This window comes from Paraburkholderia bryophila (assembly GCF_003269035.1).
GTDB classification, from domain to species: domain Bacteria; phylum Pseudomonadota; class Gammaproteobacteria; order Burkholderiales; family Burkholderiaceae; genus Paraburkholderia; species Paraburkholderia bryophila.
Genome location: NZ_QLTK01000008.1, coordinates 210,103 through 236,774, shown reverse-complemented (window position 1 = coordinate 236,774; position 26,672 = coordinate 210,103). Strand labels below are relative to the sequence as shown.

Here is a 26,672-nt window from a genome sequence, read left to right as displayed (position 1 = left end):
GACCCAGACACCCACCGAATAACCCGCAAAGCTGGTCCAACGGGTGGGTCAGAATTCAATGCAAATCCCGGGTCAGGATTCCGTGCAAATCAACAGCCAGTGTCATGGAACTTGCGATAGAGCTCCGCAGGCGACTGGACGGTGTCGTCACGCAACTTGCCCTGAGCGAGTTGCCCACCCACGTGCAGGCTGCGGCGCAGGAACTCAAGGATGCGACGAAGAGCTACGTGGGTGCGGTTCAGCGCCTGTGAAGCAGCGGCCGGAACCCGAGTGTGGAGCAACCTTATGCAAAGAACGCTGAAGTATCGCGGGTTTGAGATTTGTGTTGACCTCGTGCCCACTTCTGAAGACATGTTTGACGCGTGGATTCGGATTGAAGGGCCGCCTCAAGTCCTTGCAGTAGCCACGCAAGGACAGCGTATCAAGGTCCGCGGGGGCCCGTTTTCCGAGCGTTGGGCTTACTTCGTTGCGCAGATCGCTGGCCAGGCCTCAATCGATGTCATTCTCGGTCCTGGCGAATAGTTTGATGCCGTCACCCGTGACCGGGTGCACCTGCAGTTCCCGCGTTGCCGCATGCAGATCAAAAAGTACTGGATACCTACCTGACTGGAAAACCGTTTCATGGACGAACGCAAACGCGACAGTATGATTGCCTACCTCCGCCACCGCATGGAGGACTTCGGAATCAGCCCGGATGCTCTGGCCGCAACCCTTGCCGCTGAGCCGGCTGCGGGCCGCTACCGCAGCGCGCATGGCGAGAGCTGGAGTGGTGAAGGAGTGATGCCGCAATGGCTGAAGCAGGCGCTCAGTGCGGGCCAGTCCATTGGCCACTTCGAGCTGTCATCAGGTGCAGCTGCCGCACCGTCCCCACACGCACGCGCGGCTGCAGGTGCAGACTGGACAAACGATCCGTTCGCGGGCAGTCCGCTCGCGCGGTCGAATTCCCGTTAAATCCGTTGGCAGGCGGCTCAACTATCTTGCAAAAAATCCGTGCCTTCCGGGCGAAGTGTCTCCAGTGGCCGAAGTACGTCGCGAATCCCCAGCAGATCCGCAACGTATTGATCTATCTGGTCGATGACGTCCGTCACCTGATCGACGAAAGGCTCGTCCTAGGTGCCGACCGTCAGCCTGGCGCCGTTGACGAGCGTGTGAGCGATGCGGTGTAGGCGCAACAGGTCCTCGCGCAGGCCTTCCGGATCGTAAAGGCTGGTTCGCATCTCATCGAGTCTATCCACGGCGTCCAGCATGCGCGTGGTGTCGTAACCCGATTGCAGTGCTTCCAGCGCGGCGGCGTCCACCTCACCATAGGACGTCGCGGTGACCGCGGCTCTTGCGCTCATGCAGTCGTTACCTCATCTCGTTACCCGGGCGTGCAGCCTGACCAAACAGCGCATCGTTGATCCAGCTCTCTGGCGTACGATCAAGATGCAGTCTGTAGCGTCCGAACCGGCGGATATTGTGCGTCGGGTATGGACTTAAGAATTCAATATCGTCCACGCGGATTTTCTCGCCTTCAGCCACCATGTCTCGCAGTGCGCGCATCATGTCCGCAGTGTTCTGCAGGATCACGGCCGATGCGATGAGGTCATTGTAGCGTAGGCGTTTCTGCTGCTCTTCCGGCTCGTTCTCGGCGATCACATCGCCGCCTAACAACAGTCGGGCTTCACCGAGAAGCGCATTTGTGCGCGGCCTGCGTCGGAGAGGACATTCATGTGTTCGGGATGGGGTACTGGCACCGGGCCCACCACGTGCCGGGTGTGAGCGTGTGTTGGCGGCGTGGTGTGCACTTGCTTTCGAGCTGCCCGCAATACCACCGACCTTTCCAGTTTCGTCAGCGGCTGCTAAAGCAACCTTGGCAGGCTTGCCGCTGCGGCTGGCAGGTGACGGGGGCGGAAGATGCGGACACGGCATGCTCACCAACCTTGCTTCATTACGCGCGTTTTGCTCACGATCTGCTCGACCGTCCCTTGGGCCCGGTGGATCCCTTGCGCCTGCGCATGGCGTACCAGAACCGCATTCGAGAGTTAGGCTTTACGTGGGGAGCAAGGGTACAAGCGAAAGCTTTTCAGGACCACTTGATCGAGGAATTAGGTGAAGCGTTTCTCTCTACAGTGGATCCTGCGTTTGCCGCGAAGCGGATGAGCTTGTGGATACGGTTCGCGAGGGGCAACATCACGGCATGCGATATGCCAGTTACGCGGCACCTACTGTTAGCGATGTATCTGTTTGGTACGCGGGACGAACTCGCATTGAGCCTGAAGCGTGTGTCCGAAGAAGAGATGGCTATCTGCCGCCCCAGGACAGTTGAGGAAGGCCCGAAAGGTCCCGACGAGTCGGCGGCTTTAACGCCGCGTGTAGCGCACCGGCTCCGAATACGAAATGAACTGTCAAGAAATCCGCGAACGACCATCCAGGATTTGTGGCGCAAGGCATATCGTGTCACCTCGTGGCTCTACGAGCATGACCGTGATGTTACAGGGAACGCTCTCGATTTCGACGGCAGATAGAGCAGGTAAGCCTTCCACGAAAACTGTTTCTCCAGACGACGAGCGCCTCGCCGCACTCGTTGACGAGACCGCCGTTGCGATGCTCGCTAGGCCGGGAAAACCGCAACAGGTGACAAAGGAGCGATTGCTCGCGGTCCTTCCGGTGCGCATTACCGACGCGCCTCGGCATCGCGAACGATACCCCAACACGCTTATGCGGGTTACGGAAAACCGTGAGTCCACATGGCACTTCAGGGCTCGACGGTTGTGGTGGGCATACACCGTGCTGAGCGCGAGAGGGGGCACCGTGCTGGCGAGAGAAGCCGTGATCCTCTCCGGTGTAGGGCATTACGCAGCCTAGCAGGCTGTTGAAAAGCGCCCCGTAATGACGACCGAAGCTATGTTCAGGAGACTTGCTCGTGCAATTTCCCGCTGAATTACCGGTTTGCCGCGCGATCCGCGCGGGGCATGCGCACGCATGCAACCCTTCTGGCACGCAGTCTTCGCGCCGTGGCGGCTCACCGCGCCGCTCCTTGCGGCACCACGCCTGGCATTCGGGCCATGCCGGTCAGATTGCTCGCAACCATCGTCAGTTTGAAGTGCTGGTCGACGCGCCGGATGCCACGATAGACCGTCTGGGGTCAGCCTCTGCTCAGTCGCTCACTCCGGCATCAGGAATTGGGGGAACTTGTCGGCGTGCCTCTGCTTAGCCGGATTGCCGGCCGGCAGCAAGTGAGCATGGATTCGGGCAGGACAAGCTAGCCGTGTAGGTGACCGAGGACTTGGCTGATGTTAGTTCCCAATGAACTATGTCCAAGACGTTGCCAGCCTTTTGCGTCTGTCAGACCAGTCACTGCACCCACGAAAGCAACACCGGCGCCACGCGCTGCTTGCGCATCAATTGGGTGGTCACCGACATAAAGCGCATGGATTGCCTCGACATTTAAAATTTCAAGTGCCTTCAACAGACCTTCTGGGTGTGGCTTATGTTGCTTAACGTCTTCCCCTCCTACAATCACCTCTACGCAAGATTGCAGCCCTGCCTGAGCAAGAATGGCTTCAATCCTATATCGATATTTCGTAGAAACGATAGCGGTTGAGATTCCCAAAGAACGTAGTGACCGAAGCAGAGTGGCCACCCCCGGGTAAAGAGTAGTGAGCGCAACCATTACCTGATCTGCGTGGCTGATAAATAGATCAGAAAACCTGGCGATGAGTTGCGGGTCGCGGCTTGAACTTAGGAATGCGAATGTATCCGCCAGCGTCAATCCAATTGACTTCTGGATGACTTCAGCAGGTGGGACTGGACGACCCATGGTGCGAAGCGAGTGCTGCACGCATTCGACGATCGCTACTTTGGAGTCTGCCAGGGTGAGATCGAAATCGAATAAGACTGCCTTTTTTATTGGACTCACAATTTCCTTACCTAGGTGTGCAATGAGAGAATATTACGTCAGTGATGTATACCTATAATTTTTAAAAAGTATTTAAGTACGCCGATTTGGAGGATTCCTTTCCATCGTGCCGCCGACTCACGAAGCAGATGTCTCTTCGACCGGCCCCGTATTCTGACGTTGTGCAGCCCACTTCTGTAGAGCTTTAAGCGCGGGTTGTAGAGCCCGCCCTTCTTTTGTAAGGCCATATTCGACCTTGGGAGGCACTTCAGGGTAGACCGTCCGGCTGATTACGCCATCCCTCTCCAGATCACGTAGCTGCTGGATAAGCATCTTCTGCGAGACGCCGGGAATAGCCCTGCGAAGCTCGGAAAATCGGAGTACGGGCGCCGTAAACAGGTGATAGATGATCAATGTCTTCCAGCGCCCTTCAAGTACGCGGAGTGCTTCGGTCAGTTGCTCTGCGGAACAACGCGGGGCGTCAATCATACCAATCCTATGGTAACTTTTTGGTGAGTATATAACTAAATAGTGCGTTCTTGATGATTCCATACCGCCCCGATACCATGCCTGGATGATCCTGACGCGCCTGTGGCGACAGGAGTAACCAGAGAAAGGAATCACCATGAAAGAGCCGAAAGCGCCTCCGGAAAAGATTCAATATCTCCTGGATCGCCAAGACATCCAAGATACGATTGCGCGTTATTCGCTAGGTCAAGACAGTCACCAAGGGCAGGATTCGAACATCCTCGTTCAGTGGGGCGAGACGTTCGCCGACGATGGAAAGGTCGATTACAGCGTGGCAGGTGGTCCGGTGGGGACCTTCCGGGAACTGGCGATCTGGATGCGTGGAAGCGAAAATCAGCCTGGTAGCATGAGCGGCTTTTCGAACTGGCAGCACATGCTAAGCCTGCCGGTTGTGTCGCTACACGGAGACGAGGCGCAAGCTCGAACCGATTTTTTTGCGACGCATCGCGGTCGCGCCGATCAAGGAGCCAATATACATTTCAATGCAGCGGGAGCATTTCACGATGAGTTGGTGCGTACCTCAAAGGGTTGGCGTATTGCGTTCCGGCGACTGGAACTGTACTTTGGCGACCCGCTTCCAATAGCGAGCTGATGTAAGCGGCAGTCAAGCTTGCGGGCGGCCCGGGCGCAGGTGCCATATCGTTACAGTAGATGCGCTGACGTTTCACCAAAGCATTGAAAATGTCAAGGGTAAGCGTGGCAGCAGCAACGTCTTGACGGGAGAGCATGTTGTCAGGCTGGGCGGCGGAGCTGATCGGCGACGGCCCACGGTGTGAGTTCGTCGATGCGGTTAATCGCATGGTCGGCGATGCGCGTGAGCACGTAGCGCAGATAGGCCTCAGGATCGATGCCGTTGAGTTTTGCGGTGCCCACGAGGCTGTAGATGGCAGCGGCGCGCTCCCCCCCGGAATCTGCACCGGCAAACAGGTAATTGCGTCGACCGACGGCCACCCCGCGTAGCGCGCGCTCGACTGGCAGATTGTCAATCTCGAGCTGGCCATCATCGCAATAACGTGTGAGCGCTTCCCACCGGTTCATTGCATAGAGGATCGCCTGGCTCGTATCCGATTTGCGCGAGAGCGTTTCCAGTGTCATGGTGAGCCATGCATGGAAGCGATCGAGTAGCGGCCGCGCGTGTTCCTGGCGATACGCCTGGCGCTCATCGGGCGGTTTGCCCCGGATCGTTTCCTCAATCCTGTATAGCGCGCCAATACGCTCGAGCGCTTCGGTGTTCAACGCATTGGGGCGCGCTACTTGCAACTCATAGAACTGTCGTCGGGCATGCGCCCAGCAAGCTGCCTCTGTAACTCGCCCGGTTTCGTAGATAGCCTGGTATCCACCGTACGCGTCGGCTTGCAGCGTACCGTTGAATGCCTCGAGATGCTGTTGCGGATGGATGCCCTTTCGATCCAGCGTGTAGGCAAACCAGACTGCCGGCGGCGTCATGTCGGCCGATGCACGATCATCACGCACGTACACCCACAAGCGACCGGTCTTCGTCTTGCCATTGCCTGGTGCAAGCACGGGAACCGGCGTGTCGTCCGCGTGCAGTTTCGTCGCCGACATCACGTGACGACGTAGTGTTTGAACGAGTGGCTGCAGCAGCGTCGCCGCATGACCGACCCACTTCGCAAGCAGCGAGCGGTCAAGCTCGACGCCTTCTCGCGCGTAGATGACCGACTGCCGGTAAAGCGGCAAGTGGTCTGCAAACTTCGAGACCAGCACGTGTGCCAGCAGCCCTGGGCCGGCGAGACCACGCTCGATGGGACGGCTCGGTGCAGGAGCCTGAGAGATATGATCGCATCACACGCAGGCAAACTTCGGGCGCACATGACGGACGACACGGAAGCTTGCTGGTACGTACTCAAGTTGTTTGGCGACGTCTTCGCCCAGCGACTTCATCAGGCCACCACACTGCGTGCACTTCCCGACGGATTCGGGCAAGTGCGTCTGGATCTAGCGCGGCAGATGTTCGGGCAGCTTGCGCGGTGCCTGTTCCACGACCGTGCGCTGCGTCTTCGGGATTTCGACCGGTGCCGCGCCTTCGTAGTCTCAAGCTCTTCGAGGCGCAATTCAAGTTGCTCGATCTGACGGTCCAGCTTCTCCGACTTGCGGCCGAACTGCATACGGCGCAGCTTGGCAATGAGCAGCTTCAGGTGTTCGACTTCCGCTGCGCGCGAAGCCAGCGCGGCTTGTTGTGAGTCGACCGTTTCCTGTAGTTTGAGCACTTGCGCGTCGCGCTCGCGAAGTGCCGCCTCCTGGCTGAGCAGCATGGCCTTCAGCGTTTCGACATCATCGGGAAGTGGATTCGCGCGCGTCATGCAGGCAGTTTACGCGCGAGCAGCGACGTTTACAACGCCGACGTCGGTCGTGCCGTTCTCGTCGGTTGCCGCCAGTCGATGCCTTCCAGCAGCATTGATAGTTGCGCCGGGCTCAGGCAAATAACGCCACCATCGGCTTGTGGCCAGACGAAGCGCCCCTTCTCGAGTCGCTTCATCAGCAGGCACATGCCGTCGCCGCTCCACCACAGTACTTTGAGCAGGTCGCCAAGCCGCACGACATTCAACATACCGATCACAAATCGTGGTGATCGCATACCGCTGGCACCCCGCCTGTGGCCAGGAATTCAGACTCGTGCGCCGTACCGGGCGCCGGGGGAATCAGATGGTTCACCTCGACGTTCCGCAACACATTTCCCGGGAATTACCAGCCTGGATGCTTGATGCGTCGATATGCTCGGCAATGGCGCTCGGCGAGCCGCAAGTGAGCGCAGAAGCGCTGGCCTTACTGTGCCGCATCCTGAATGATCGAAAGCGCCACTCCGCGACAGGAGGATCATCGAAACCTCTGTCAACGGAGGGCTATTCCGATGAGACCACTGCAAAGAGAACCCGGCGTGCAACTTCCGCTGGAACTGGACCGGGATCCAACCTTCAACGCAGGCATCGTGGGGAACCGACGGGAGGAAGTGATCGAAGCGCTCGCGGCACTTCTGCTGGAAGCGCTGGGCAATCCGGCAAACACAAACGACCCAGGAGATTGCGATGAGCCAGAAGATCTCCGCTGAACATCTCTGCCGAGGCGCGGTGGTCTACGTCCGTCAATCAACCATGAGCCAGGTAGTGGAGCACACGGAGAGCCAGAATCGTCAGTACGCGCTCGCCGAGTCTGCACGAGCTATGGGTTTTGCTTCAGTGACGACGATCGACGATGACCTTGGACGTTCTGGATCCGGCAGTATCGAGAGGCCCGGGTTCCAGAAGCTGGTCGCGTCAGTGTGTGCAGGCTCCGTTGGCGCCGTGTTCTGTCTCGAGGCTTCACGACTTGCGCGCAACGGCCGCGATTGGCACCATCTCATTGATCTTTGCGCGCTGGTCGGCACGGTCGTCGTTGATCACGACGGAATTTATGACCCCAGGCTGGTCAACGATCGGCTTCTGCTGGGACTCAAAGGCACGATGTCCGAGTACGAGCTCAGTCTGCTGCGGCAGCGTGGCATTGCCGCGCGCGACTCGAAGGCCCGGCGGGGGGAATTGCGCTTTGCGCTGCCTCCTGGCTACTGCTGGAACGAGCTGGGGCAGATCGAGATGGACCCAGACGAACGAGTTGCCGAGACCATCCGGGTGCTCTTCCGTAAGTTTCGCGAACTCGGCAGTGCCCGTCAGGTGCTGCTATGGGCCATACAATCGGAAGTCAAGCTGCCCGTAACGCGGCACGGCCCCGCAGGAATCCGGATCGAATGGAGCCGGCCTGCATATCATACGGTTGTCCAAATCCTGGAGCATCCGGTTTATGCTGGGGCGTATGTGTTTGGAAGGACAACCCAACGCACTGCGGTCGTTGAAGGACGGGCGCGTAAGACTGAAGGCCACTCCAAGCCAATGAAGGACTGGAGCGTCCTGTTGCGAGACCATCACCCGGGGTACATCACGTGGGATCAGTTCGAGGAGCATCAGAGGATGATTGCCGAGAACACACACATGAAGAAGCGGGCTTCCCGTCGATCTGCTCGTGGCGGGCGGGCATTGCTGACTGGCCTGGCGCGATGTGGCCGGTGCGGTCGAATGATGCGGGTCAACTACGGCATGAGAGCCGGCCACGCACATCGCTATTACTGCCGTGGCGACGAAGCACATGTCGGAACATTTCGCTGTATTGGAATCGGTGGAATACGTATCGACAAAGCGGTGGCGGCCGCAATTCTCGAAGCGGTTTCGGAGCATGCGGTGGAAGCGGCCATTCGCGCTGCACAGCAAACATCGCGCGCAGGCGACGATGCGCGTCGCGCGTTAGCCGGCGAGCTCGAGGAAGCGCGCTACGATGCCTCTCTTGCCGCCCGCCGGTATGAGGTTGTGGATCCGACGAAACGATTGGTTGCACGCGAGCTTGAAGCGCGTTGGAATGCAGCCCTTGAACGTGTCGCTCACCTCGAAGAGCGCACAGCGCTTCTGGACCGCGAGGTTGTAAGCCGGCCTGCGATCGACCAGACGCAGTTGATGACGCTCGCGCGCGATCTTCCGGCGGCATGGAATGCGCCGGGCACCGATATGCGAACAAAGCAGCGGCTGACCCGTATTCTCATTCAGGAAGTCGTGATTGATCTGGACGACAACACGAATGAAGCAGTCGCCACGGTTCACTGGACCGGAGGTCGGCACACGGAGCTGCGCATCGCACGCGTGAATGTCGGTCGATATCCATCTGGCCAACACTTCAGTGCTGTTGAGGTTATGCGCAAGCTTGGTGGGCAGTGGCCGGACAGGGAGCTTGCGGTGACCATGAACCGCATGCGATGCAAATCGCCAGACGGCAAGACCTGGACCACGGTTCGCGTTACCGAAATGCGTGAACGGCTGGGCATTGCGCCATTCGATCCATCCGCGTCGCATGCGGAGACGATCAGCGTGGAAGAGGCCTCACGACGACTGGGAATTTACGGGAGTTCGATTCACCGCCTGATACGGGAGGGCACACTGCCTGCGACTCAACTCATGCCCTCCGCGCCTTGGCAGGTCCCTGTTGCTGCGCTCGATTCCGACGCCGTCAGGGCAGGTGTGCGAGCTATCAAGGACAGGCGACCGCCTCACTTCAAAGCCCGACAGGAAGCAGATAAGTCACTCAAGCTTCCGGGCTTCTAACCAAAGGATGCACTATGTCACGAGACTCCCGCGTCTGCCACGAAATACGAAGACGTACCCGCAGAACGGATCCCGTTCAAGCACGGTTTGCACCTTGGCGGCGAGGCTGTTGAATCCGGCCCGCATGTCGGTCACGCCGGCAGCCAGCCAGACACGCGTACCGACAGGAAGACCAATCACGTTTCAGCCTCCGCAGCGGCACGCAACGTACGCAACACCACACGCAGCGTGGCCGGGTCGGGCGTGCCCTCGATACGCACGCGTGCGACGCCTATGCTTACCTCAATCACACCTGCGACGACTGGATGGGCCTTGCTCTGCGACTGAGCCGGCAATACAGCCGCGTTCTCAATTGTGCGCTCCTCGTGCACCACTTCTACGGGCAGCAGTGTCGGCGGCTCATACTGCCCGGCTTGATAGGCCCGGCGCCATTTGAACAAAAGATTCGTATTGAGCCCGTGTTCCAAAGCCAGTCGTGCGACCGAGACACCCGGTTCACATGCCAGCTTCGCGAGTTCACGCCGAAACTCGATGGGGTGGTTGGGGGTACCTTTACGCGTCCGTCTCGCTGCTGTTGCTATCCCAGGTGGCAAAGTAGTCTCCACCACTCGTTTGGTGGGGCCTACTGTGTCCACTAATGGGATGGTCCACCCCGCCCCCACCGGGTAGGTTACGCTGACGGTGTTTATACCGAACTGGAGACGATCATGAACGACGTAACGCTCGTTGGTATTGATCTGGGCAAACACAGCTTTCACCTTCATGGACAGGACGCTAAAGGCAACGCTGTGTTCCGTAAAAAGATGAGCCGGAAACAACTGGTCGAATTCTTCGCGACATTCCATGCCTGTACCGTCGTTATGGAGGCCTGCGCCGGTTCGCATTATATGGCCCGCAAGCTCGCCGAATTCGGGCACACGGTGCGCCTGATCTCGCCGCAGTTCGTCAGGCCATTCGTGAAATCAAACAAGAATGATTTCGTCGACGCCGAGGCGATTTGCGAAGCGTCATCGCGCCCAGCGATGAGATTCGTATCCCCGAAGACGGAATCACAGCAGACGCTTTCAGTGCTGCATCGTGTGCGTGAATCGATGGTGCGCGAGCGCACCAAAGCCGTCAACCAGATGCATGGCTTTCTCCTTGAGTTTGGTATCAGCCTGCCGGTGGGCAAGGCCACCGTGACACGTCTGCCGGCCGTGCTCGCCATGCAGGAACTGCCGCCCCGGCTAATAGCGATTCTCGAACGCCTCCACCAGCACTTCAAGTACCTTGCGGAACAGATTAGCGAGATTGACCAGGAGCTCGCACGTCAGCTCGCTGAGGATGAGGTTGGACAGCGCCTGATGAGCATCCCGGGAGTCGGCCCGGTCACCGCAAGCGCGTTGGCCGCGAAAATGGGCGACGCGAAGCAGTACGGATGCAGTCGCGATTTTGCGGCATCGGTTGGGCTCGTTCCGCGGCAATACAGTACGGGCGGCAAGAACAATCTTCTCGGGATCAGCCGACGCGGCGACAAAAATGTCAGGCGCCTGCTCGTCCTGTGCGCCCGAGCCTACATGCGAGGCCTGGAGAAACGAACCGGTCGCCTGGCAGACTGGGTTCGCGCAATGCTCGCGCAGCGGCACTCAAACGTGGTGGCGTGTGCTCTGGCCAACAAGCTGGCTCGAACCGCGTGGGCCATTGTTGCGCGCCAAACCACCTTTGACGCGGGCTTCTCAAGCCACCCTCTCTGAACGGGTACAGCTTTACCATTGCTTACAGATCACCCAACTGGTTTTGCGACGACTGAAAATTGATGACGTGAACGGCATACCGGCCTGACGAAGAACCTGAGTGCCAAAGAGGCTTTTCGAAGCCGATCCACTGTTAAGGATCGTCAGGCGCGAATCTCATCGTGGCGCGGGGAGCAATCCCCACAACGACGCCGAATAGATTTAAGCAAGCCAAACTCGCCATTGAAAATCAGGGTTGCAAAAATGGGGTGGACCATAGATTTGGCACCATTGGTCTAGACGGTGCTGCGGCAACGCTTACTGTCAAGGCGTGGGTATCAAGGGACCATTGCCTGCGGTCGTTTTTAACGACATAGCAGTGAAATACGATTTTGGCGGGTCACCGACCCGCTTGCTGATGTACGCGCACAGACCGCCAACGTCTTTCGTAAACTTGTTCTGGATTGCCTATCTGGGGTCTTTAGACTGGCATCGACAGGCTATAGGTCACACTGAAACATACTCGGGATTTGGAGAGCATCGGCTTTCGCTGGCGTCGCAGTTCAACTAAAAAGGGAAAAATTAACCAGTTCATAAAGGCAGTTGCCTTTGCAATTGCATCCTTCTGCTCCGTGCATTCGTTTGGCGGACGTCCTCTTCGGTCATGATCCAACTTCCGAATCGTCACACTCCTCGCGCCCAGCATGGTGGTGTGGCAATGCCGGGATCGTTCGGGTTTGACTGGAACGGCGCCGCCATTGTTTATTCAAAACTGTGGATGAAGAATCTACAGAATCAACGTTCCGTCACCCACGGGGCGTAGCAAGGGCACATGGCGCTATCGCATCAGTGAGTTTCCTGGAACACATTCGCCACCCAGTCGACGAACACACGGACCTTCGTGCTAAACCGTCGGCTTGGAGGGTACGCCACATACACGGTTAGGGGCTCGGGCCGCCAGGACATCAGAACAGGAACAAGGAGGCCTTTCTCAATGAATGGCCGCACCATGAAGTCCATCGTGTGAATCAGTCCGAGGCCATTGAGTGCCGTCGCAAGATGAGCGTTGCTTTCGCTCACCATCACGTTATTGCGCGTGTTTTCGAGCACTAACTTCTCGCCGTCACGATGAAACTCGAGCGGCTGCGGAAGGCCCGTATTGGCTGAAAAATAGCCGACCACAGGCATGGCTCGCTCAACGATCTGATGCGGGTGTTCAGGAACGCCGTGCTTCGCGAGATAGCCAGGGCTCGCGCAAGTCGTCCACGAAAGAGCACCGATCTCACGAGTGACAAGCGCGGGATCGCTCGCGGAGCTTCTGATCCCACAATCGATATTTGCAGCAATCAAATCGAGCGTCCGGTCGGTGACGCTGAGTTGCACCTGAATATCGGGGTAACGCTCACAAAACGCGGGCAACTGCGGAATGATGATGCCGCTCGCAGTAGAACCGCCTGCATCGACCCTCAGCGCGCCCTTCGGACTACCCTGCGACCGCCCAAGCGTTGCCTCGATGTCGTCAAGCTCCATGAGGAGATGGCGGGTTCTTTCATAGTAGGCGGCGCCATCGGTCGTAACACTGATTGTGCGGGTGTTCCGCTCGAGCAGCTTGACGCCCAGATGCTCCTCCAGCGATCTGATCCACTTGCTCACGGTCGTATTGGGCATGTTCAGCGACAACGCCGCGCGACCGAACCCTCCCGTTTCGACTACCCGGGCGAAGATGCGGATCGCCTGCAGATGGTCCATGTTCACCTCGAAGTGGTTAATTTCAGCGTGGTTGCCCCTCCCGGAAAGGTGGCCAATCCCGGACCTGTTAGCCTCGCACTCCCCTTGCCTTGGCTACCACTACCCGGTGTTGTGTTCCGCCCACCCTCGATTATGCACATCCGTGCATAAAGAATCCACAAAAGCCCCTATCAATGACGAGATCGATTCACTAACCTTGTTTTCACGCAACGGTTACAGGAGTGAAGAAATGACTTCAACCTTCAAGAACGTCCATTCGACCAAGCACGCGGGCAAGGTAGCTCTTGTCACGGGGGGCAGCACCGGTATCGGTCTTGCCTCCGCAATTCGCCTTGCGCGCGAAGGCGCGACGGTCTACATCACCGGCCGACGTCAGGAAGCACTGGCCGATGCAGTCGCGCAGATCGGCAATGACGCGCAGGCCATTCGCGGCGATATCGCTTCGCCTGAAGATCTGCAGCGCATTGTCGACACTATCGCGAAGGCACACGGCCGGATCGACATCGTCTTCGCCAACGCCGGCGGTGGCGAATTCTCCGCCCTCGGCAACATCACCGAGGCGCAATTCGACAAGTACTTCGGGATAAATGTCAAGGGAACGCTGATGACGGTTCAAAGCGCACTCCCGCTCATGCCACCCGGAAGCGCCATCGTCGTTACCGGCTCTATTGCGTCGATTCAAGGGGTTCCAGCATTCAGCGTCTACGCCGCAACCAAAGCCGCGTTGCGATCCTTTGCGAGGACGTGGGCGGCCGATCTAAGAGGCCGAAATATCCGCGTCAACGTCGTGGCTCCCGGTGTTGTTGTGACGCCTGCATACAAGAACGAGCTGAAGATGACTGACGAGCAGATTGACGCGTATTGCAAGGAGATGGCTGAGGCCACACCGCTGGGTCGCATCGGTCAGGCAGATGAAATCGCCAAGGCGGTTTCTTTCCTTGCATCGGACGATGCGAGCTACATCACCGGCGTCGAACTGTTTGTCGACGGCGGACTCGTGCAGGTCTAACACGCAGTCGCTGCACACCAACTAATCTGTCTGGATCGCAACCCCGATCTTTGGAGAAAAGAAATGTCCTCACAGGAAAATCTTCGTCTTGCCACACGCTTCCTTGAGAAGCTCGGCTCTGGTGCCGGAGCGGACGAAATCGCCGCCCTTTGCTCACCCGATCTGGTGTGGAATATCCCCGGCGATACCGGCGTGCTCCCCTGGGTTGGACTGAAACACGGTCGCCAGGCCATGTACGACTTCGTCGTGGATACGCAGACCATGATCAAACGCGAAGGTCTTGAAATCGAAGATATCCTCACGAGCGATGCCCGAGCCGTCATTCTGGGTCATCTGAAGACGCGTATAGTCGATACCGGCAAGCTCATCGACGGAAAATTCGGAATCGTTCTGACCTTCACTGGTGAATTCATCTCCAGCTTTCTGATGCTGGAGGACAGCTTTGCAATCTCCACGGCGGCGCGTCCCTGAGCGTGGCGACAGACATCACTCGCGACGCGAGCGACGTCTCGCCGCGAGAATGGTGGTTGCTAACTCGGCTCAATCCGGCGCCACCCGCGGGACAGCGTTGAACCGTGGAGGGTGTGAGCGGGAGATTCGTGGAACCGGTCGCTCGGCGAGCCGTGACACAAACGCACAAGCGCTTCTGAAGCTTTGAGACCGCCCGGCAATACCGGCTCCATGCCATAAGTGTGATCAGCGCAGAAAGGTTGGACGCTCTTGCAAAGGACAAGCTAAATGGATGAATCGACGATCACTGCTTACGACAAAGCGAGCGGCTCTTACGCTCAGGACTGGAGAGACCAACCTCCGCCCGATGATATGTATGCGCTGTTGAAGAAGTTCTTTACTCCGGGCCCAACCATCGACGTTGGGTGCGGATCAGGGCGCGATGCGAGATGGCTGAACTTAAACGGTTTCCCCGCGCGTGGCGTTGATGCGTCTGAAGGGCTTCTGCTCGAGGCACGACGAAGCTTTCCGAGCATCCCGTTTGATCACGGTGCGCTGCCAGAGTTATCGAGCGTCGCGCGCCGTTCGTTTCAGAACGTACTGTGTGAGACGGTATTGATGCACCTCGATCCATCTGAAATAGTGCCGGCGACGCAAACGCTGATCGATCTTCTGGTGCCTCGCGGCGTACTCTACATCAGTTGGCGAGTGACGGATGGCGCGTCCGTGCGAGACGGCAACGGCCGGCTGTACACGTCCTTCAACAAGGACCTTATCATCGACACCCTATCAGGGCAAGCGAGGATTCTGTTGGATGAGGAAAGCGTTAGCGCCTCCTCTGGAAAAATAGTTAATAGGATAATCGCACGAAGAAATGCTTCTCCGGTTTAGGCTCGCGAGCGGGCGATCTACCGACAACTGCGGCCGTTTCGTCGCTGACTGACACGTCACTAGCCCGACCCTGTCGAGGCACCGTTTTCAAGCGACGTGTCGTAATGCGGCGGACAATGGTTCGCGCCAGCCCGTGACACTTCAAGGAGATTTGCCATGTACTCTGTAGATGAGCTTCTGAGGCGAAACCTGCTAGCCATCTTCGGCGAGCGAGACTCCGTGGCCCGAATGAAGGAACTGGAAGCAATCTGGTTGCCTGACGGCATCTTCGTCGACCCGGACGGACAATACGTCGGCCTCGATGCCATCAACCACAGGGTCAAAGAATTGCAAGCGCAGTTTGCCGGGTTTGAATTCAGCGAGCGTGGACAGGTCAACGCCATGCATGGAATCGGGCGTCTCGCATGGGGATTCGGACCGGCAGATAATCCGGGTGCTTTGACGGGCGTAGACATCGCCGTCACGCGCGGCGGGAGACTGTCAGCGCTCTACGCTTTTATCGACTGACGACTAGAGAGACAGATGCGGTTGCGTCCTGCCTCTAATCGACTTCAATCTCGCTGAGAAAAACGCGATACGCTTACGGTGCCGACCATCGCGAGCATCGCCCGGATGTCCTCGTGCATGTCGTCGGGACGCCATGCCATCGCAATCTTCAATTCAATGTGCTTTGATCGATCGGCAAGATCCTTGTACACGACGCCAGGATGTGGAATCTTGCGTACTTGCGCTGGTAACAGCGCGATGCCCATTCCGGCTGCGACCAGACTGACCATACTCGACATTTGCCAGGCCTCCAGTGCGATCCGCGGACTAAAGCCGCACTCATCACACGCCATCAGAAACTTCGCATGCAGGCTGGGAATCTTGTCGGGTGGAAACGCCATGAACGAATCTCCCGAGAGATCTTTCAGGTGCAACTCATTGACGTCGGCCAGGCGATGATCGCCGGGAAGCACTGCAATGAACCGCTCCACTTCGATCGGGTGGAGTGCGACGTCCGCCGCGTCCGTCAATGGAAGCCGCACTATACCCAGATCTATCTTCCGCGCGTGCAGATTCTCGATCTGCTCCCTTGATGTCAACTCTCTGAGGTCCACATGCGTTGCGGGAAAACGCTCTTTGAACTGCCGAAGGAATCGAGGCAACAGTTCATAACTCACGGAACCAACGAAGCCAATCGTTATCCGTCCGGTGCTACCAGCGCTCGCTCTTCGCGCCCCGTCAATCGCCCGTTGTTCACGAGCGAGCAAGTCACGCGCATCGACCAGAAAGACCCGTCCGGCTGGAGTAAGCGCGACGAAGTGCTTCGACCGGGTGAGCAGCTTCACCCCAATAATCTCCTCCAGATTCTTGATGGCCTGGCTCAATGGCGGCTGCGCCATATGAAGACGTTCGGCGGCGCGGCCGAAGTGAAGCTCTTCAGCGACGGCCACAAACTGGTGCAGAAGACGACCATGGATCATGGTGCGACAAGCCTCGTATCAAAACAGACAAAGGGTATATTAGACAAGAACTCCGAAAGATATCACCCTGCATCAAGGATTGTTGCATCACTACACCGGTTGCAGGGTGAGCTTGGACCACGATATTGGCTAAGGCCACCCGAAGTCTGAAGAGAGAAGCGGAAATGACTGCAGATGCATTAGCTGTGCGCACCTCCCGAGGTGGTGCTGCGCTGATGAGCGTTCGCACGACGTATCGCACGCGACGAACACACCGCGGATAGTACTGAGTTATGACGAAACAGCGGAGGCATTGATGATGCGTGTCGATACTGTTATCAGTTGCCTCGCAATGGCGCGTCAAACTAACGGCAATGCTGTTTGGCGCTGTGGCATTTTGAAGCTCGAAGACGGCCTTGGGTAAAGGAAACGCCTGGCGATTCAGCCAAGCGTCCTCTCGCTGTCAAGCCACCGTTTGCCACCTTGGCGCGTCGGCACCGTAAGGCACAAGCCGCTCATTGTGCGGCAACGGTAGCCCCGTGTATCGAACCGGATTAGCGAGCGTACTCACCTCGCCGAACGCGGTATGCGCGGTTGCCGAACGGTGTGGATAGGTGTCGGATGCGGGCAGCCCCGCTATCGAGTCGGGGGTCGCCAATCCCAGTTCCTGCACCCACATGGCACTGCGCGCTAGCGATACCTTCACATGATATGAACCACCCTCGGTGGCACGACGCAATAACGCGGCCATCATCCCCGCCGCCGCGAAATAGCCGCTCATCAGATCCGCGAGATAGAAGACGGGCGACAACCTGGGATGACGCCAGCCATCGCCTTCAGCGGCCGCAAATCCCGATGCTGCCTGCCCGTTGGGATCAAAGCCGACGCGTTCCGCCCACGGGCCCGCGTGGCCGTATGCATTCACGGTCAGGGCGACGATCCCTTTGCGCGAGCGCGCTGCAATCTCTTGCGGAGTCAGACCGTAGCGCGCATTAACCGCGCCACGATAACTGGTCGCGAAAACGTCGGCCTGCGCGACCAGATCGTGCATTCTCTGAAGATGATCCGGCTTCTCAAGTTCCAGATAGGCGCAGTATTTCCCCATGTCGACGCCAAGGTGCTGAGGCAATGTATCCGGATGCAGCGGGCTGGTGATGTGGAGCACCTCAGCGCCGAGTTCGGCAAGCGATTGCGTGCTGCGCGGCCCCGCCAGGACGTGCGTAAAGTCCATGACCCGCAATCCGTCCAGCGGAAAGCGCGGATTCTCGATAAACGGCTCAGGTTCACCATCGGCGATCTTCTCTATCTCGACGACAGGGGTCGCCGCCAGCCTGCGCCCTTGCGGATGCGCCAGCCATTCGTCCCGGCTAAACGCCCGGCACCCTGGTATGCCCAGGCCGGCGAGAGCATCTTCAAGTTCATCCGCTGTATAACGGGCGACCGCGGCCTCGACTGCTTTCCGGCTGTTCCCGCAATCAAGGAAGTTAAGGTACCCATTCAGCAACTTCATATACGGTGGCCCAGCACATAAGAGTACTTGCCGATCGTCGCGCGTGCGGTAAAAGCCATTGACCGGAACATGCTCAGCACCCACCTCGAGGTAAGCGCCTTGCTGCCAGATAAAGTGCGACGCGTGGAGAGAATGGAGTGCATCTACCGTGTTGACCGACAGATCGGTCTCGACACCGGTACGTCGGCGCCAGATGACGGTTGCTGCCGAGCCGATCAACAGTTGCGCAGTGCTGACCGCTTCCGTCAGCCGATGGGGCGACCTTATCAGTAGATCGTCTCCCTCAAGGCTAACGCGCCCTAAAGCGTCCTGAGAAAGCCCGAGTGACGCGAGCATCGATTCGAGTGCCGGCAATTCGCCTTGATCAAGTATCCGTATCCGTTGTTCAGCCATGACTAGCCTCGCTTACTGGGTGAGAGTGAACGCCGTCGCAAAGCTCGATGCAGGGCGCTCGATCAACCTGCCCCGCTGACAACGACGTGTTATCAGCGAGGTTGAACCCTGTTATGCGTGGCGTCCAATACGATATTCATGTACTTTGAGACGAGATAAGTACCAACGGACCCTTTAGTCCGGTCGCTCAAGGCGAATTTAGTCGACCAGATAGTTATCCGACGCCTGAAGCGCAGGACCCCGCACGCTACCGTTACTCCTACGCGGTAGTCGTCATGCACAGCGCGAATACACGCTGGGCCGTCGTAGCTGCGGAGATATTCCGCGAACGCTTCGGGCGTCATAGCGCGGGGGCTTGCCTTGCACATCAAGATTCAAGGATCCAACGCTTTCACACGTGGCCGGGTTCGCGCAGCAGTTCGATAAACGCGCGCAACGCCGCAGGCAAGTTACGTCGATTCGGGTAGTAGAGGCACAATCCAGCGGACGTCACAGTCCAGTCTTTCAGCACCGGGACGAGCCGGCCTGCTGCGAGGTCATCTTTCATGGCCGCATCCCAGAGATACGCGACGCCCGCGCCCGCTATGGCGGCGTCACGCATCAGGGAAGGATCGTCCAGCGTAAGGACACCGGGCACGTCAAGCGCGAGCTTCTCGCCTCGCCGTTCGAACTCCCAACGGTATAACGCACCGCTCGGCCAGCGCGCCCGGATGCATTCGTGCGACATGAGTTGCTGCGGCGAGCGCGGCTTCTTATGCCTCGAAAAATACGATGGTGCGGCGACTACAGAAAAACTCAAAGGACCGCCGAAGGGCACAGCGATCATATCGCGCGGCACGGCGTCGGCTGTGCGGATACCGGCGTCAAAACCTTTGCCGACGATATCGACGAAGTGCGCCTCGGTCACGATATCGACGTTCATGGCGGGAAAGCGGCGGAGATACTCCAGTACGACCGGCGCGAGAATGGCCCGCGCTGCACCCACCGAGCAGTTCAGCCGCAATGTGCCAACAGGCGTTCCGCGACGGTCGTTGACGGCAACCATAGCCTGCTGGATTGCGGACAGAGCCGGTCCGACTACGGCGACGAATTGCTCGCCGGCTTCCGTCAGCGCGACGCTGCGCGTGGTGCGGTTGAAGAGCCTCACGCCAAGCCGCTCTTCAAGCACTGCAAGTGCCCGGCTGAGCGCCGTGGACGACATGCCAAGCTCGCGCGCTGCCGCACGAAACCCGCCAAGCCGCGCGACGGCGAGCACGACCTCCAGTTCGATCAAGCCTGATTTATGCATTGTCCCGATTTCCGGATCACGTCATGCCAGTTTATCCGTCTTCTCAGCGCAGATCCAATTGACTACTCTGGGCGCCATGGAAATCTGATCTGGAGGATTTGTGTACACCATCGACCGAATCTATATCAATGGCCAGTTCGTGCAGCCGCACGGACAGGAGTGGTTTGATCTCTACAATCCGTCGAAGGGCGACGTGATCGGCCGGGTGCGTCTTGCCGATGCGCAGGATACACAGGACGCTATTGCTGCCGCTCGCCGGGCATTACCGGCTTTTTCACGAACCAGCAAGGAGCAGCGCGTCACATGGCTCAGGCGTCTGCATGAGGCCGTGCTCGCGAAGGTAGACCCGCTCGCCGCCGCGACAATCGAGGAATACGGCGCACCTGCGACGCGGGCCGCGTGGGGCGCGCGTTATGCGGCGGACTCATTCCTGAACGCCGCGCGGACACTTGAGGCATATTCGTTCACGCGACGGATAGCCTCGGCGGAGGTCATGATGGAGCCGGTCGGCGTCGCAGGGTTGATTACGCCGTGGAACGCGAATGCCGGCTTTATCTGCAACAAGATGGCAACCGCGATTGCCGCGGGCTGCACGGTCGTCATCAAGCCGAGCGAAATCAGCGCGATCCAGACGCAGATCGTTAGCGAAGCCTTGCACGACGCAGGCTTGCCGCCAGGCGTGTTCAACATTGTGACGGGCCGTGGCGATGTCGTGGGAGCAGAACTGAGTTCAAACCCGCAGATCGCGAAGATTTCGTTTACCGGCTCGACTGCCGTCGGCAAATCGATTCTGCGCGCGGGTGCGGACACCATGAAGCGCGTCACGCTGGAACTGGGTGGCAAATCGCCGACGCTGATTCTCGATGATGCTGACCTCGCGACGGCCGTGCCGCTTGCTATTACGTCAGGGTTTATGAACAGCGGGCAGGCCTGTATCGCGGGCACACGCATTCTGGTTCCCGAAAGCAGTTTGACGGATGTGATCAGGCTAGTAAAAGAGTCCGTATCGAAGATCAAGGTGGGCAGCTTGCAGGACACCGATTCGGCCATTGGACCAATGGTCAGCCAACGGCAATATGACCGCGTTCAGGGATATATCCGGCGCGGCCTGGAAGAAGGCGCGACGCTCGTTGCCGGGGGCGAAGGGCATCCGGATGGTCTTTCAGGTTACTACGTCAAGCCCACCGTATTTGCGAACGTAAAAAACGACATGAGCATCGCACGCGAAGAAATCTTCGGACCGGTGCTGTGCATCCTGACTTACCGCAGCGAGGACGAGGCAATCGAAATTGCGAACGATACGATTTATGGCCTGCAGGCGTACGTGATTTCACCTGATGTTAACCGGGCACTTGCTGTGGCGTCAAGGCTCGAAGCGGGCCGCGTCATCATCAATGGCGCGCCGCATGAGCCGCTCGCGCCGTTCGGCGGGTTCAAGCAATCCGGCATCGGCCGCGAATACGGCACATTCGGCCTGGAAGCATTTCTTGAGACAAAGACCGTACTGGGCGCGTCGACGAGAGGGTTGCAATGAAAGAAGCCACTGAACAAGGACTTGCGGTGTACGAACAACTGCGTGGCACAGAACGGGCGAATCGCATGAAAGCCACGATCGACGATGCAACATTTGGTGCGTCGATGACGGAACTGTCAATGGACTTCGTCTTCGGAAGCGTGTGGGCGCGCGAGGGACTTGATCAGCGGGCTCGCAGCCTCGTGACACTAGGCATTCTGATCGCGCTGCGCCAGCGCAACGAATTGAAAAACCATGTTGAGATCGCGTTGACCAATGGTCTGACCGCGGACGAAATTGAGGAAGTGATGATACAGGCGTCGGCGTACGCCGGGTTCCCGGCGGCGCGCGACGCTAGCAATGCAGCCGCAGAGGCGCTGGAAACGCTTGGATTTGGGCGAGGCAAATAAGCGGTCGTCGGCGGATCTTTTGGGACTTAGGCGCACTTCGAACTACCGCGGCGCAATTTGCGACTCGAACATGATTGCCAAAGTTCTCGCGAGGGTCTCTCCGGCGCAGGAAACGAGTGGGTCGAGCCTGATTACATCGCGCATCAGTTGAAAGCCGGCGATCTGTGCAAGCAACATGGCGACCCGTAATGAGACATCTGCGCCTTGCATTTCGGCCTCAAGAGGTGCCGCAAAGTGTCGCGTAATCCCTGCCTTCAGAATCTCCGCGGCTCGCGGGTTTTGGGAAGATCGCAATAGCAACAGCAAGGGGTCAGCGTTCTCATCGTTTATCTCCACAGACTTTGCTATCAGAGCATGGCTTAAACGCATGGCTAGCGTGGATAGGTCGCCCCCGAACGGATTGTCTCCGCCGAACGCAACATCAACTACGGCTGAAAACAGTTCTTCCTTGCTGCCGAAATACCGGTTCACCAGCACTGCCGTCACCCCCGCTGATGCCGCGATATCGCGAAGCCCGATTCCGTCATAGCCATGAGCGCAAAAACCTCTCAGGCCTGCAAAGAGGATCGCGTCCTTTGTGGCCGCCGCCCCGCGTCTGCGTTTGGGCTCGTCAAACCGTCCTGAGTCATGCCTCATGTACACACCCGTTTACTTTTGAGAGATACAAGTATACGCTTGAGTACATGAAAAATTCGCAAACCTCCCCCTACCAGACCGCAGCAGAGGCTGTCGCGGGTCTTGACCTGTCAACGCAGACTATCCTGATCACTGGTTGCAACTCCGGGTTGGGATTTGAGACTATGCGTGTGCTCGCTAGCAGGGGCGCCTTTGTCGTGGCGCTTGCTCGAACGCGCTCATTGGCGCAGGAGTCACTGTCCAAGGTGGGTGCACGAGGGCTTGCCGTCGAGTGCGATCTGTCAGATCTGAAATCTGTAGCGACTGCAATCAAGACCATCCTGTCAACGAACAGAAAACTCGACGCTGTCGTGGCGAGTGCGGGAATCGTCGGAGCGAAAGCATTGGTGAAGAAACACGGTATCGAGATACAGTTTCTAGTCAACTATCTTGCGCACTTCGCACTCGTCAACGGTCTGAGTCGCGCAATAAAGGACCACACTGGACGGATCGTCATCGTTTCAAGCGATGCGAGCGAGAAGCAGGCGCCTAAGGAGGGGATTCGGTTCGACGATCTAAGTGGCGACAAAACTTACAGCCCATTCGTGTTCTATGGGCAATCCAAGCTCGCTTGCTCGCTGTATGCGAAAGAACTGGCGCGAAGACTTGCATCTCGATGCATAGTCGTCAACTCGCTTCATCCGGGTGCAGTGAGAGGAACAGGATTAAACAAAAATCTGGCGTTCCCATTGAACGTTTTGCTGAAATTGGCGAGCTTCTTCATGAAATCCGTCGAAGAGGGAGCAACGACCCAGACGTATCTGGCAGCCAATCCTGCAGTAGCAGATGTAACCGGGCAATATTTTAAAAACTGCCAGGTCGCAACGGGCTCCAGATTCCTTTCGGATGAGGCGATTGCTCTTCGGCTCTGGGCGGTTTCTGAGGAACTCGTACAGGCAGTTTCAGGTAGCGAGTCGGTTGCTAGAGAGTGAATGTGTCCAACTCCAGACCGAAGCAAACACGCCCCAACTCAGGTTGCGATTTGCGAATGTCGCCAGATGTGTCGCGCCGCGCTCGCGCAACGGGCCACCGCGTACTCGTAGCGATATTGCGCTAAACCTATTCGAATGGACGCAATTCGCAATCATCGGCGATTGGCCTTAGATGACGTACCCGCCCGACACCTCGATAGTTTGCGCGTTGATCCATTGGCCATCGGCAGTGAATAGCGATACGATCGCACGTGCAACCTCATCGGGTTCTCCTATCCGTCCTAGCGCTGTTTGCGAAATGAGCGCCGCCTCGAATTCCCTGCTCACGCCGCCACCCAACTCGGTGCGAATTGCGCCGGGTGATACAGCGTTGACCCGGATGCGCATATCACCAAATTCTTTGGCCATGTATCGCGTCAACACTTCCAGCGCCCCTTTGAACGAGGCATATGGGGCCACCCCCGCCGTGGCTACGCGCGTCGTCGCGCTGGTGATGTTGACGATGCTCGACTCTGGAGAAAACAAAGGCAGCAGGGTCTGTGTCAGGAAGAAAGGACCCTTCAGATGCACATTGAAAAGACCATCAAACTCGCTTTCGCTAACCGTCTCGATCCGGTTAAATAGTCCATGTCCGGCGTTGTTGATCAGCCCAGTGATACGCCGGACATTCCAGACTTGGAGCAACATCTGCTCCACGCTCCGTCGGAAACCGGCAAAGGTGCTGGTATCGCTGACATCAAGTTCGAGCGCCACCGCTTTTGCGCCTGTTTCCGAGATGCGCCGGACTATCGAATTCGCCGCGTCAACGTCGCTCTTGTAGGTAAGAATCACCCCAAACCCTCGCTTCGCGCATTCCAACGCGGTACTTGCACCGATGCCACGGCTTCCACCGGTAATTACTATAACGCCCATGCTTCTCTCCTGTCGTCAGTTAAGGACTGAACGATAGCGAGCAGCGCAGGTCCGGGCGCGTCAATTTCTGCCTCAATCCTGCCTGATTCTGCTTTTCGGCTTGCCTTCCGGTGTCGCCTGCAGTCAAATGAAACGATGGAACCTCAACTAAACGAGCTACGCGCCCTCGCATCTCTTGCCCAGAATCGCCGAACTGAGACCGGAATCCCAAGAGTCGCTATGGTTCAGGGAAGCATCCCGGAGCACGAGCTGGCGGCGGTCTACGATCCGATGGTCAACCTCATCCTGCGAGGTAGCAAGTCCTTGACAGTGGGTGGGCGCACGGTGCGTTACGACCCGGCAACGTACTTCGTGATGTCAGTCGATCTGCCGGCAGCGGGCGTCGTCAGACCGTCGGCATTAGGAGAACCCTATCTTGCTGTGAGCCTCACTCTGGAGCCGCGGGTACTCGCCGGCTTGCTGTCGGATCTACCCGATGCCCCGCCATCGGCGGGACGTGACGCGGGCTTCGCCGTGGCATCCACGACTGCAGAGCTACTCGATGCATGGCTCCGGATGATGCGTTTAATGCGCCACCCCGCCGACATTCCCGCACTCGCGCCGGCTTACGAGCGTGAAATTCTCTATAGAGTTCTTCAGGGGCCGATGGGCTGGATGCTCAGGGATATCGCATTACCCGATACGGCGCTCGCGCGAGTGCATGCAGCCATCAAGCGAATCCGTCGAGATTACATGCACCCACTGCGGACGGCAGAACTCGCGCATGGCGCAGCCATGAGCGTGTCGGCATTTCACCGTCACTTCAAGGCAGTTACCGCGATGAGTCCATTGCAATATCAGAAACAGACGAGATTGCTCAAGGCTCGGTTGCTGCTTATTGCTCATGGCCGCAGTGTAGCCGCTGCGGCGCACGAGGTCGGCTATGAAAGCCCGACCCAGTTCAGCCGGGAGTACGCGCGGCTCTTTGGCCGTCCCCCTGCAAGAGATTCAGCGCAAATCATATCGGCAATGAAGACCCGGCCCGCGGCACCGGATATCGTTTGATCGGAATGGGGCCGTTCCACTCCATTTCATCGATTGCTACCCCCATATGACTTGCTGCTAACACCGCGTGCAGACGCTTATAGCTCATCGGCTGCAAGAACCTGTGAGTGAGTCTTGGGCGCGCGTGACGTCGGGGTTCAAGTGATGAACGAGCCTGATGTGAATCCCTATCGCGCGCATCTGTAAGCCGAGCTTCCGTAGCACCCTGGCAATCAAGGCGAGCCAGTCAGTAACTTAACCAGTGCCTCTACACGCGGCGGGCGGTTTCTGGAACTTGGCAATATAAGGCTCACACTAAGGGGTTCAGGTCGGAAGCTGCGCAGCAACTCAACCAGCGCACCGCTTTCGAAGAATGGCTGCGCGAAGAACTGCGGGATTTGTGCGACACCGCTGCCGAGCAGAGCCGCGTGGACGAGCGCTTCGCCATGGCTGATGTGAAAACGCGCACTCCCGCTGATCGAAACTGGCTCACCGTCTTCGACAAATTGCAGTGCGCGGTCGCGACCAATGGTTGGGAGCCTGAATGCGATCGTGCGATGTCCCGCCAGATCGCTGATCGACTGGATCGGCGCATGACGTTCAAGATACGAAGGACTGGCGCAGAGCACCAGATTCTGTTCATCGATCTTCCTCGCCACGAGCGTTGAGTCTTCGAGTTTTCCAAACCGGATTGCTGCATCGAGTCCGTCGTCTAGCAGATTGACGCGTTCGTCCGAAAGGCGAAGGTCTATCTCAAGCGCGGGGAAGCGGTCCTGCAGCGTCGCGAGTCTCGGTAAGAGGACGCGCGTGCCGTATCCCACCGGGGCGCCAATACGTAACAACCCGGCCGGTTCGTCGCCCTCCCTGATCGAGTGCAGATCGAGCGCATCTATTTCATCCAGAAGTCTTGAACACTTTTCAAACAGCCTGCGGCCCTCCTCCGTCAGTGCGACAGATCGGGTGGTCCGATGGAACAGTCGTGCTCCAAGATCCGCTTCAAGGCGGGCAACGCTCTTTGCCACTGACGACGGAGCAAGCCCGAGATCTCGCGCCGCGTTTGCAAAGCTTCCATGCCGCGCCACCGCTGAGAAATTAATGAATTGGGTGAGATTTTTCATTTCGATTGCCGACTTTTGTTCACAACAGAGGTGGCTTACGAACCCTCAATGTGCACGAGTATTTCGCATAGAGTGATTGGACCGGTTAGCGCAGCC

The 26,672-nt window shown here is 58.1% G+C and carries 28 protein-coding genes and 3 pseudogenes; 15 read left to right on the top strand and 16 right to left on the bottom strand.

The genetic code is table 11. The features are described from left to right. Window positions 1–251, top strand: a 251-nt coding sequence (locus BX591_RS36755) for a hypothetical protein (RefSeq protein ID WP_208644750.1), incomplete at its 5' end; no start/stop codon positions are given. A gap of 370 nt (window positions 252–621) precedes the next feature. Further along, complete coding sequence (locus BX591_RS15790) at window positions 622–951, top strand: H-NS histone family protein (protein WP_111932338.1); 330 nt, start codon at window positions 622–624, stop codon at window positions 949–951. Between the two features lie 158 nt (window positions 952–1,109). On the opposite strand, the gene tnpC (BX591_RS36945) is transcribed toward BX591_RS15790, so the two are convergent. Both tnpC (BX591_RS36945) and BX591_RS15780 read right to left on the bottom strand, forming a co-directional pair. Next, a complete protein-coding gene (gene tnpC, locus BX591_RS36945; RefSeq protein WP_244146987.1) occupies window positions 1,110–1,340 on the bottom strand; it encodes a Tn3 family transposase post-transcriptional regulator TnpC in 231 nt (76 codons plus the stop codon). Between the two features lie 7 nt (window positions 1,341–1,347). Beyond that, window positions 1,348–1,656 (bottom strand): annotated as a pseudogene (locus BX591_RS15780) (Tn3 family transposase); the annotation flags it as partial. A gap of 125 nt (window positions 1,657–1,781) precedes the next feature. Between BX591_RS15780 and BX591_RS15775 the strand changes: the two are divergent. Beyond that, window positions 1,782–2,507: a hypothetical protein gene (locus BX591_RS15775; protein ID WP_146749774.1), complete on the top strand. Its 726-nt coding sequence runs from the start codon at window positions 1,782–1,784 to the stop codon at window positions 2,505–2,507. Between the two features lie 497 nt (window positions 2,508–3,004). Here BX591_RS15775 and BX591_RS15770 read toward each other — a convergent pair. The 3 genes and pseudogenes from BX591_RS15770 to BX591_RS15760 all read right to left on the bottom strand — a co-directional run. After that, window positions 3,005–3,124: pseudogene (locus BX591_RS15770) on the bottom strand (IS5/IS1182 family transposase); the annotation flags it as partial. A 120-nt stretch (window positions 3,125–3,244) separates the two neighbouring features. After that, window positions 3,245–3,901, bottom strand: coding sequence for an HAD family hydrolase (locus BX591_RS15765; RefSeq protein ID WP_167444564.1), 657 nt, complete (start codon window positions 3,899–3,901; stop codon window positions 3,245–3,247). A gap of 117 nt (window positions 3,902–4,018) precedes the next feature. Next, window positions 4,019–4,369, bottom strand: coding sequence for a winged helix-turn-helix transcriptional regulator (locus BX591_RS15760; RefSeq protein WP_111932335.1), 351 nt, complete (start codon window positions 4,367–4,369; stop codon window positions 4,019–4,021). 136 nt (window positions 4,370–4,505) lie between these two features. Here BX591_RS15760 and BX591_RS15755 point away from each other — a divergent pair, with 136 nt between their 5' ends. Then, a complete protein-coding gene (locus BX591_RS15755; RefSeq protein ID WP_111932334.1) occupies window positions 4,506–5,000 on the top strand; it encodes a nuclear transport factor 2 family protein in 495 nt (164 codons plus the stop codon). A gap of 140 nt (window positions 5,001–5,140) precedes the next feature. On the opposite strand, the pseudogene tnpC (BX591_RS15750) reads toward BX591_RS15755, so the two are convergent. After that, window positions 5,141–6,729: pseudogene (tnpC, locus tag BX591_RS15750) on the bottom strand (IS66 family transposase). 29 nt (window positions 6,730–6,758) lie between these two features. After that, entirely contained in the window at window positions 6,759–6,977 is a 219-nt protein-coding gene (tnpB, locus tag BX591_RS15745) for an IS66 family insertion sequence element accessory protein TnpB (RefSeq protein ID WP_049789866.1), read from the bottom strand. Window positions 6,978–7,277: 300 nt separating this feature from the next. Between tnpB (BX591_RS15745) and BX591_RS36110 the strand changes: the two genes are divergently transcribed. Continuing rightward, window positions 7,278–7,475, top strand: coding sequence for a hypothetical protein (locus tag BX591_RS36110; RefSeq protein ID WP_146749773.1), 198 nt, complete (start codon window positions 7,278–7,280; stop codon window positions 7,473–7,475). Next, the gene (locus tag BX591_RS15740; RefSeq protein ID WP_111932332.1) at window positions 7,453–9,546 is read left to right on the top strand and encodes a recombinase family protein; all 2,094 of its coding nucleotides are present in this window, start codon (window positions 7,453–7,455) and stop codon (window positions 9,544–9,546) included. The genes BX591_RS36110 and BX591_RS15740 overlap by 23 nt, the downstream gene beginning before the upstream one ends. A gap of 12 nt (window positions 9,547–9,558) precedes the next feature. Here BX591_RS15740 and tnpB (BX591_RS15735) read toward each other — a convergent pair whose 3' ends face one another. Together tnpB (BX591_RS15735) and tnpA are read right to left on the bottom strand one after the other, a co-directional pair. Continuing rightward, window positions 9,559–9,726: an IS66 family insertion sequence element accessory protein TnpB gene (gene tnpB / locus BX591_RS15735; protein WP_111932331.1), complete on the bottom strand. Its 168-nt coding sequence runs from the start codon at window positions 9,724–9,726 to the stop codon at window positions 9,559–9,561. Continuing rightward, on the bottom strand, window positions 9,723–10,310 hold the full coding sequence (tnpA, locus tag BX591_RS15730) for an IS66-like element accessory protein TnpA (protein ID WP_244146985.1): 588 nt from the start codon (window positions 10,308–10,310) through the stop codon (window positions 9,723–9,725). The genes tnpB (BX591_RS15735) and tnpA overlap by 4 nt, the downstream gene beginning before the upstream one ends. On the opposite strand from tnpA, the gene BX591_RS15725 reads away from it, so the two are divergent. Continuing rightward, window positions 10,254–11,279, top strand: coding sequence for an IS110 family RNA-guided transposase (locus tag BX591_RS15725; RefSeq protein WP_111932330.1), 1,026 nt, complete (start codon window positions 10,254–10,256; stop codon window positions 11,277–11,279). The two genes, tnpA and BX591_RS15725, sit on opposite strands and share 57 nt — an antisense overlap. An 825-nt stretch (window positions 11,280–12,104) precedes the next feature. Here BX591_RS15725 and BX591_RS15720 read toward each other — a convergent pair. Further along, the gene (locus tag BX591_RS15720; RefSeq protein WP_111932329.1) at window positions 12,105–13,007 is read right to left on the bottom strand and encodes a LysR family transcriptional regulator; all 903 of its coding nucleotides are present in this window, start codon (window positions 13,005–13,007) and stop codon (window positions 12,105–12,107) included. Window positions 13,008–13,236: 229 nt separating this feature from the next. Here BX591_RS15720 and BX591_RS15715 point away from each other — a divergent pair, with 229 nt between their 5' ends. The 4 genes from BX591_RS15715 to BX591_RS15700 all read left to right on the top strand — a co-directional run bounded on the left by BX591_RS15715 (window position 13,237) and on the right by BX591_RS15700 (window position 15,864). Then, entirely contained in the window at window positions 13,237–14,016 is a 780-nt protein-coding gene (locus BX591_RS15715; RefSeq protein WP_111932328.1) for an SDR family NAD(P)-dependent oxidoreductase, read from the top strand. Between the two features lie 63 nt (window positions 14,017–14,079). Then, a complete protein-coding gene (locus tag BX591_RS15710; RefSeq protein ID WP_111932327.1) occupies window positions 14,080–14,487 on the top strand; it encodes a nuclear transport factor 2 family protein in 408 nt (135 codons plus the stop codon). A 267-nt stretch (window positions 14,488–14,754) separates the two neighbouring features. Then, window positions 14,755–15,357, top strand: coding sequence for a class I SAM-dependent methyltransferase (locus BX591_RS15705; RefSeq protein ID WP_111932326.1), 603 nt, complete (start codon window positions 14,755–14,757; stop codon window positions 15,355–15,357). 156 nt (window positions 15,358–15,513) lie between these two features. Next, window positions 15,514–15,864 (top strand): nuclear transport factor 2 family protein, encoded by a 351-nt coding sequence (locus tag BX591_RS15700; RefSeq protein WP_111932325.1) that lies wholly within the window; start codon window positions 15,514–15,516, stop codon window positions 15,862–15,864. Window positions 15,865–15,908: 44 nt separating this feature from the next. On the opposite strand, the gene BX591_RS15695 is transcribed toward BX591_RS15700, so the two are convergent. The 3 genes from BX591_RS15695 to BX591_RS15685 form a co-directional block, all read right to left on the bottom strand. After that, window positions 15,909–16,823 (bottom strand): LysR family transcriptional regulator, encoded by a 915-nt coding sequence (locus BX591_RS15695; protein ID WP_111932324.1) that lies wholly within the window; start codon window positions 16,821–16,823, stop codon window positions 15,909–15,911. 442 nt (window positions 16,824–17,265) lie between these two features. Next, complete coding sequence (locus tag BX591_RS15690) at window positions 17,266–18,705, bottom strand: CoA transferase (RefSeq protein ID WP_111932323.1); 1,440 nt, start codon at window positions 18,703–18,705, stop codon at window positions 17,266–17,268. 391 nt (window positions 18,706–19,096) lie between these two features. Next, window positions 19,097–19,993: a LysR family transcriptional regulator gene (locus tag BX591_RS15685; RefSeq protein ID WP_111932322.1), complete on the bottom strand. Its 897-nt coding sequence runs from the start codon at window positions 19,991–19,993 to the stop codon at window positions 19,097–19,099. Window positions 19,994–20,093: 100 nt separating this feature from the next. Between BX591_RS15685 and BX591_RS15680 the strand changes: the two genes are divergently transcribed. Together BX591_RS15680 and BX591_RS15675 are read left to right on the top strand one after the other, a co-directional pair. Beyond that, complete coding sequence (locus BX591_RS15680; protein ID WP_111932321.1) at window positions 20,094–21,527, top strand: aldehyde dehydrogenase family protein; 1,434 nt, start codon at window positions 20,094–20,096, stop codon at window positions 21,525–21,527. Then, the gene (locus BX591_RS15675) at window positions 21,524–21,916 is read left to right on the top strand and encodes a carboxymuconolactone decarboxylase family protein (RefSeq protein WP_111932320.1); all 393 of its coding nucleotides are present in this window, start codon (window positions 21,524–21,526) and stop codon (window positions 21,914–21,916) included. The genes BX591_RS15680 and BX591_RS15675 overlap by 4 nt, the downstream gene beginning before the upstream one ends. A 42-nt stretch (window positions 21,917–21,958) precedes the next feature. On the opposite strand, the gene BX591_RS15670 is transcribed toward BX591_RS15675, so the two are convergent. Further along, the gene (locus tag BX591_RS15670) at window positions 21,959–22,552 is read right to left on the bottom strand and encodes a TetR/AcrR family transcriptional regulator (protein ID WP_111932319.1); all 594 of its coding nucleotides are present in this window, start codon (window positions 22,550–22,552) and stop codon (window positions 21,959–21,961) included. A gap of 47 nt (window positions 22,553–22,599) precedes the next feature. On the opposite strand from BX591_RS15670, the gene BX591_RS15665 reads away from it, so the two are divergent. Beyond that, the gene (locus tag BX591_RS15665; protein ID WP_167444563.1) at window positions 22,600–23,523 is read left to right on the top strand and encodes an SDR family NAD(P)-dependent oxidoreductase; all 924 of its coding nucleotides are present in this window, start codon (window positions 22,600–22,602) and stop codon (window positions 23,521–23,523) included. A gap of 168 nt (window positions 23,524–23,691) precedes the next feature. On the opposite strand, the gene BX591_RS15660 is transcribed toward BX591_RS15665, so the two are convergent. Next, window positions 23,692–24,435: an SDR family NAD(P)-dependent oxidoreductase gene (locus tag BX591_RS15660; protein ID WP_111932318.1), complete on the bottom strand. Its 744-nt coding sequence runs from the start codon at window positions 24,433–24,435 to the stop codon at window positions 23,692–23,694. A 135-nt stretch (window positions 24,436–24,570) separates the two neighbouring features. Here BX591_RS15660 and BX591_RS15655 point away from each other — a divergent pair, with 135 nt between their 5' ends. After that, a complete protein-coding gene (locus BX591_RS15655) occupies window positions 24,571–25,479 on the top strand; it encodes an AraC family transcriptional regulator (RefSeq protein WP_111932317.1) in 909 nt (302 codons plus the stop codon). A gap of 212 nt (window positions 25,480–25,691) precedes the next feature. Here the strand turns inward: BX591_RS15655 and BX591_RS15650 are convergent, their stop codons facing one another. Beyond that, on the bottom strand, window positions 25,692–26,576 hold the full coding sequence (locus BX591_RS15650; RefSeq protein WP_111932316.1) for a LysR family transcriptional regulator: 885 nt from the start codon (window positions 26,574–26,576) through the stop codon (window positions 25,692–25,694). Between the last annotated feature and the right edge of the window lie 96 nt (window positions 26,577–26,672).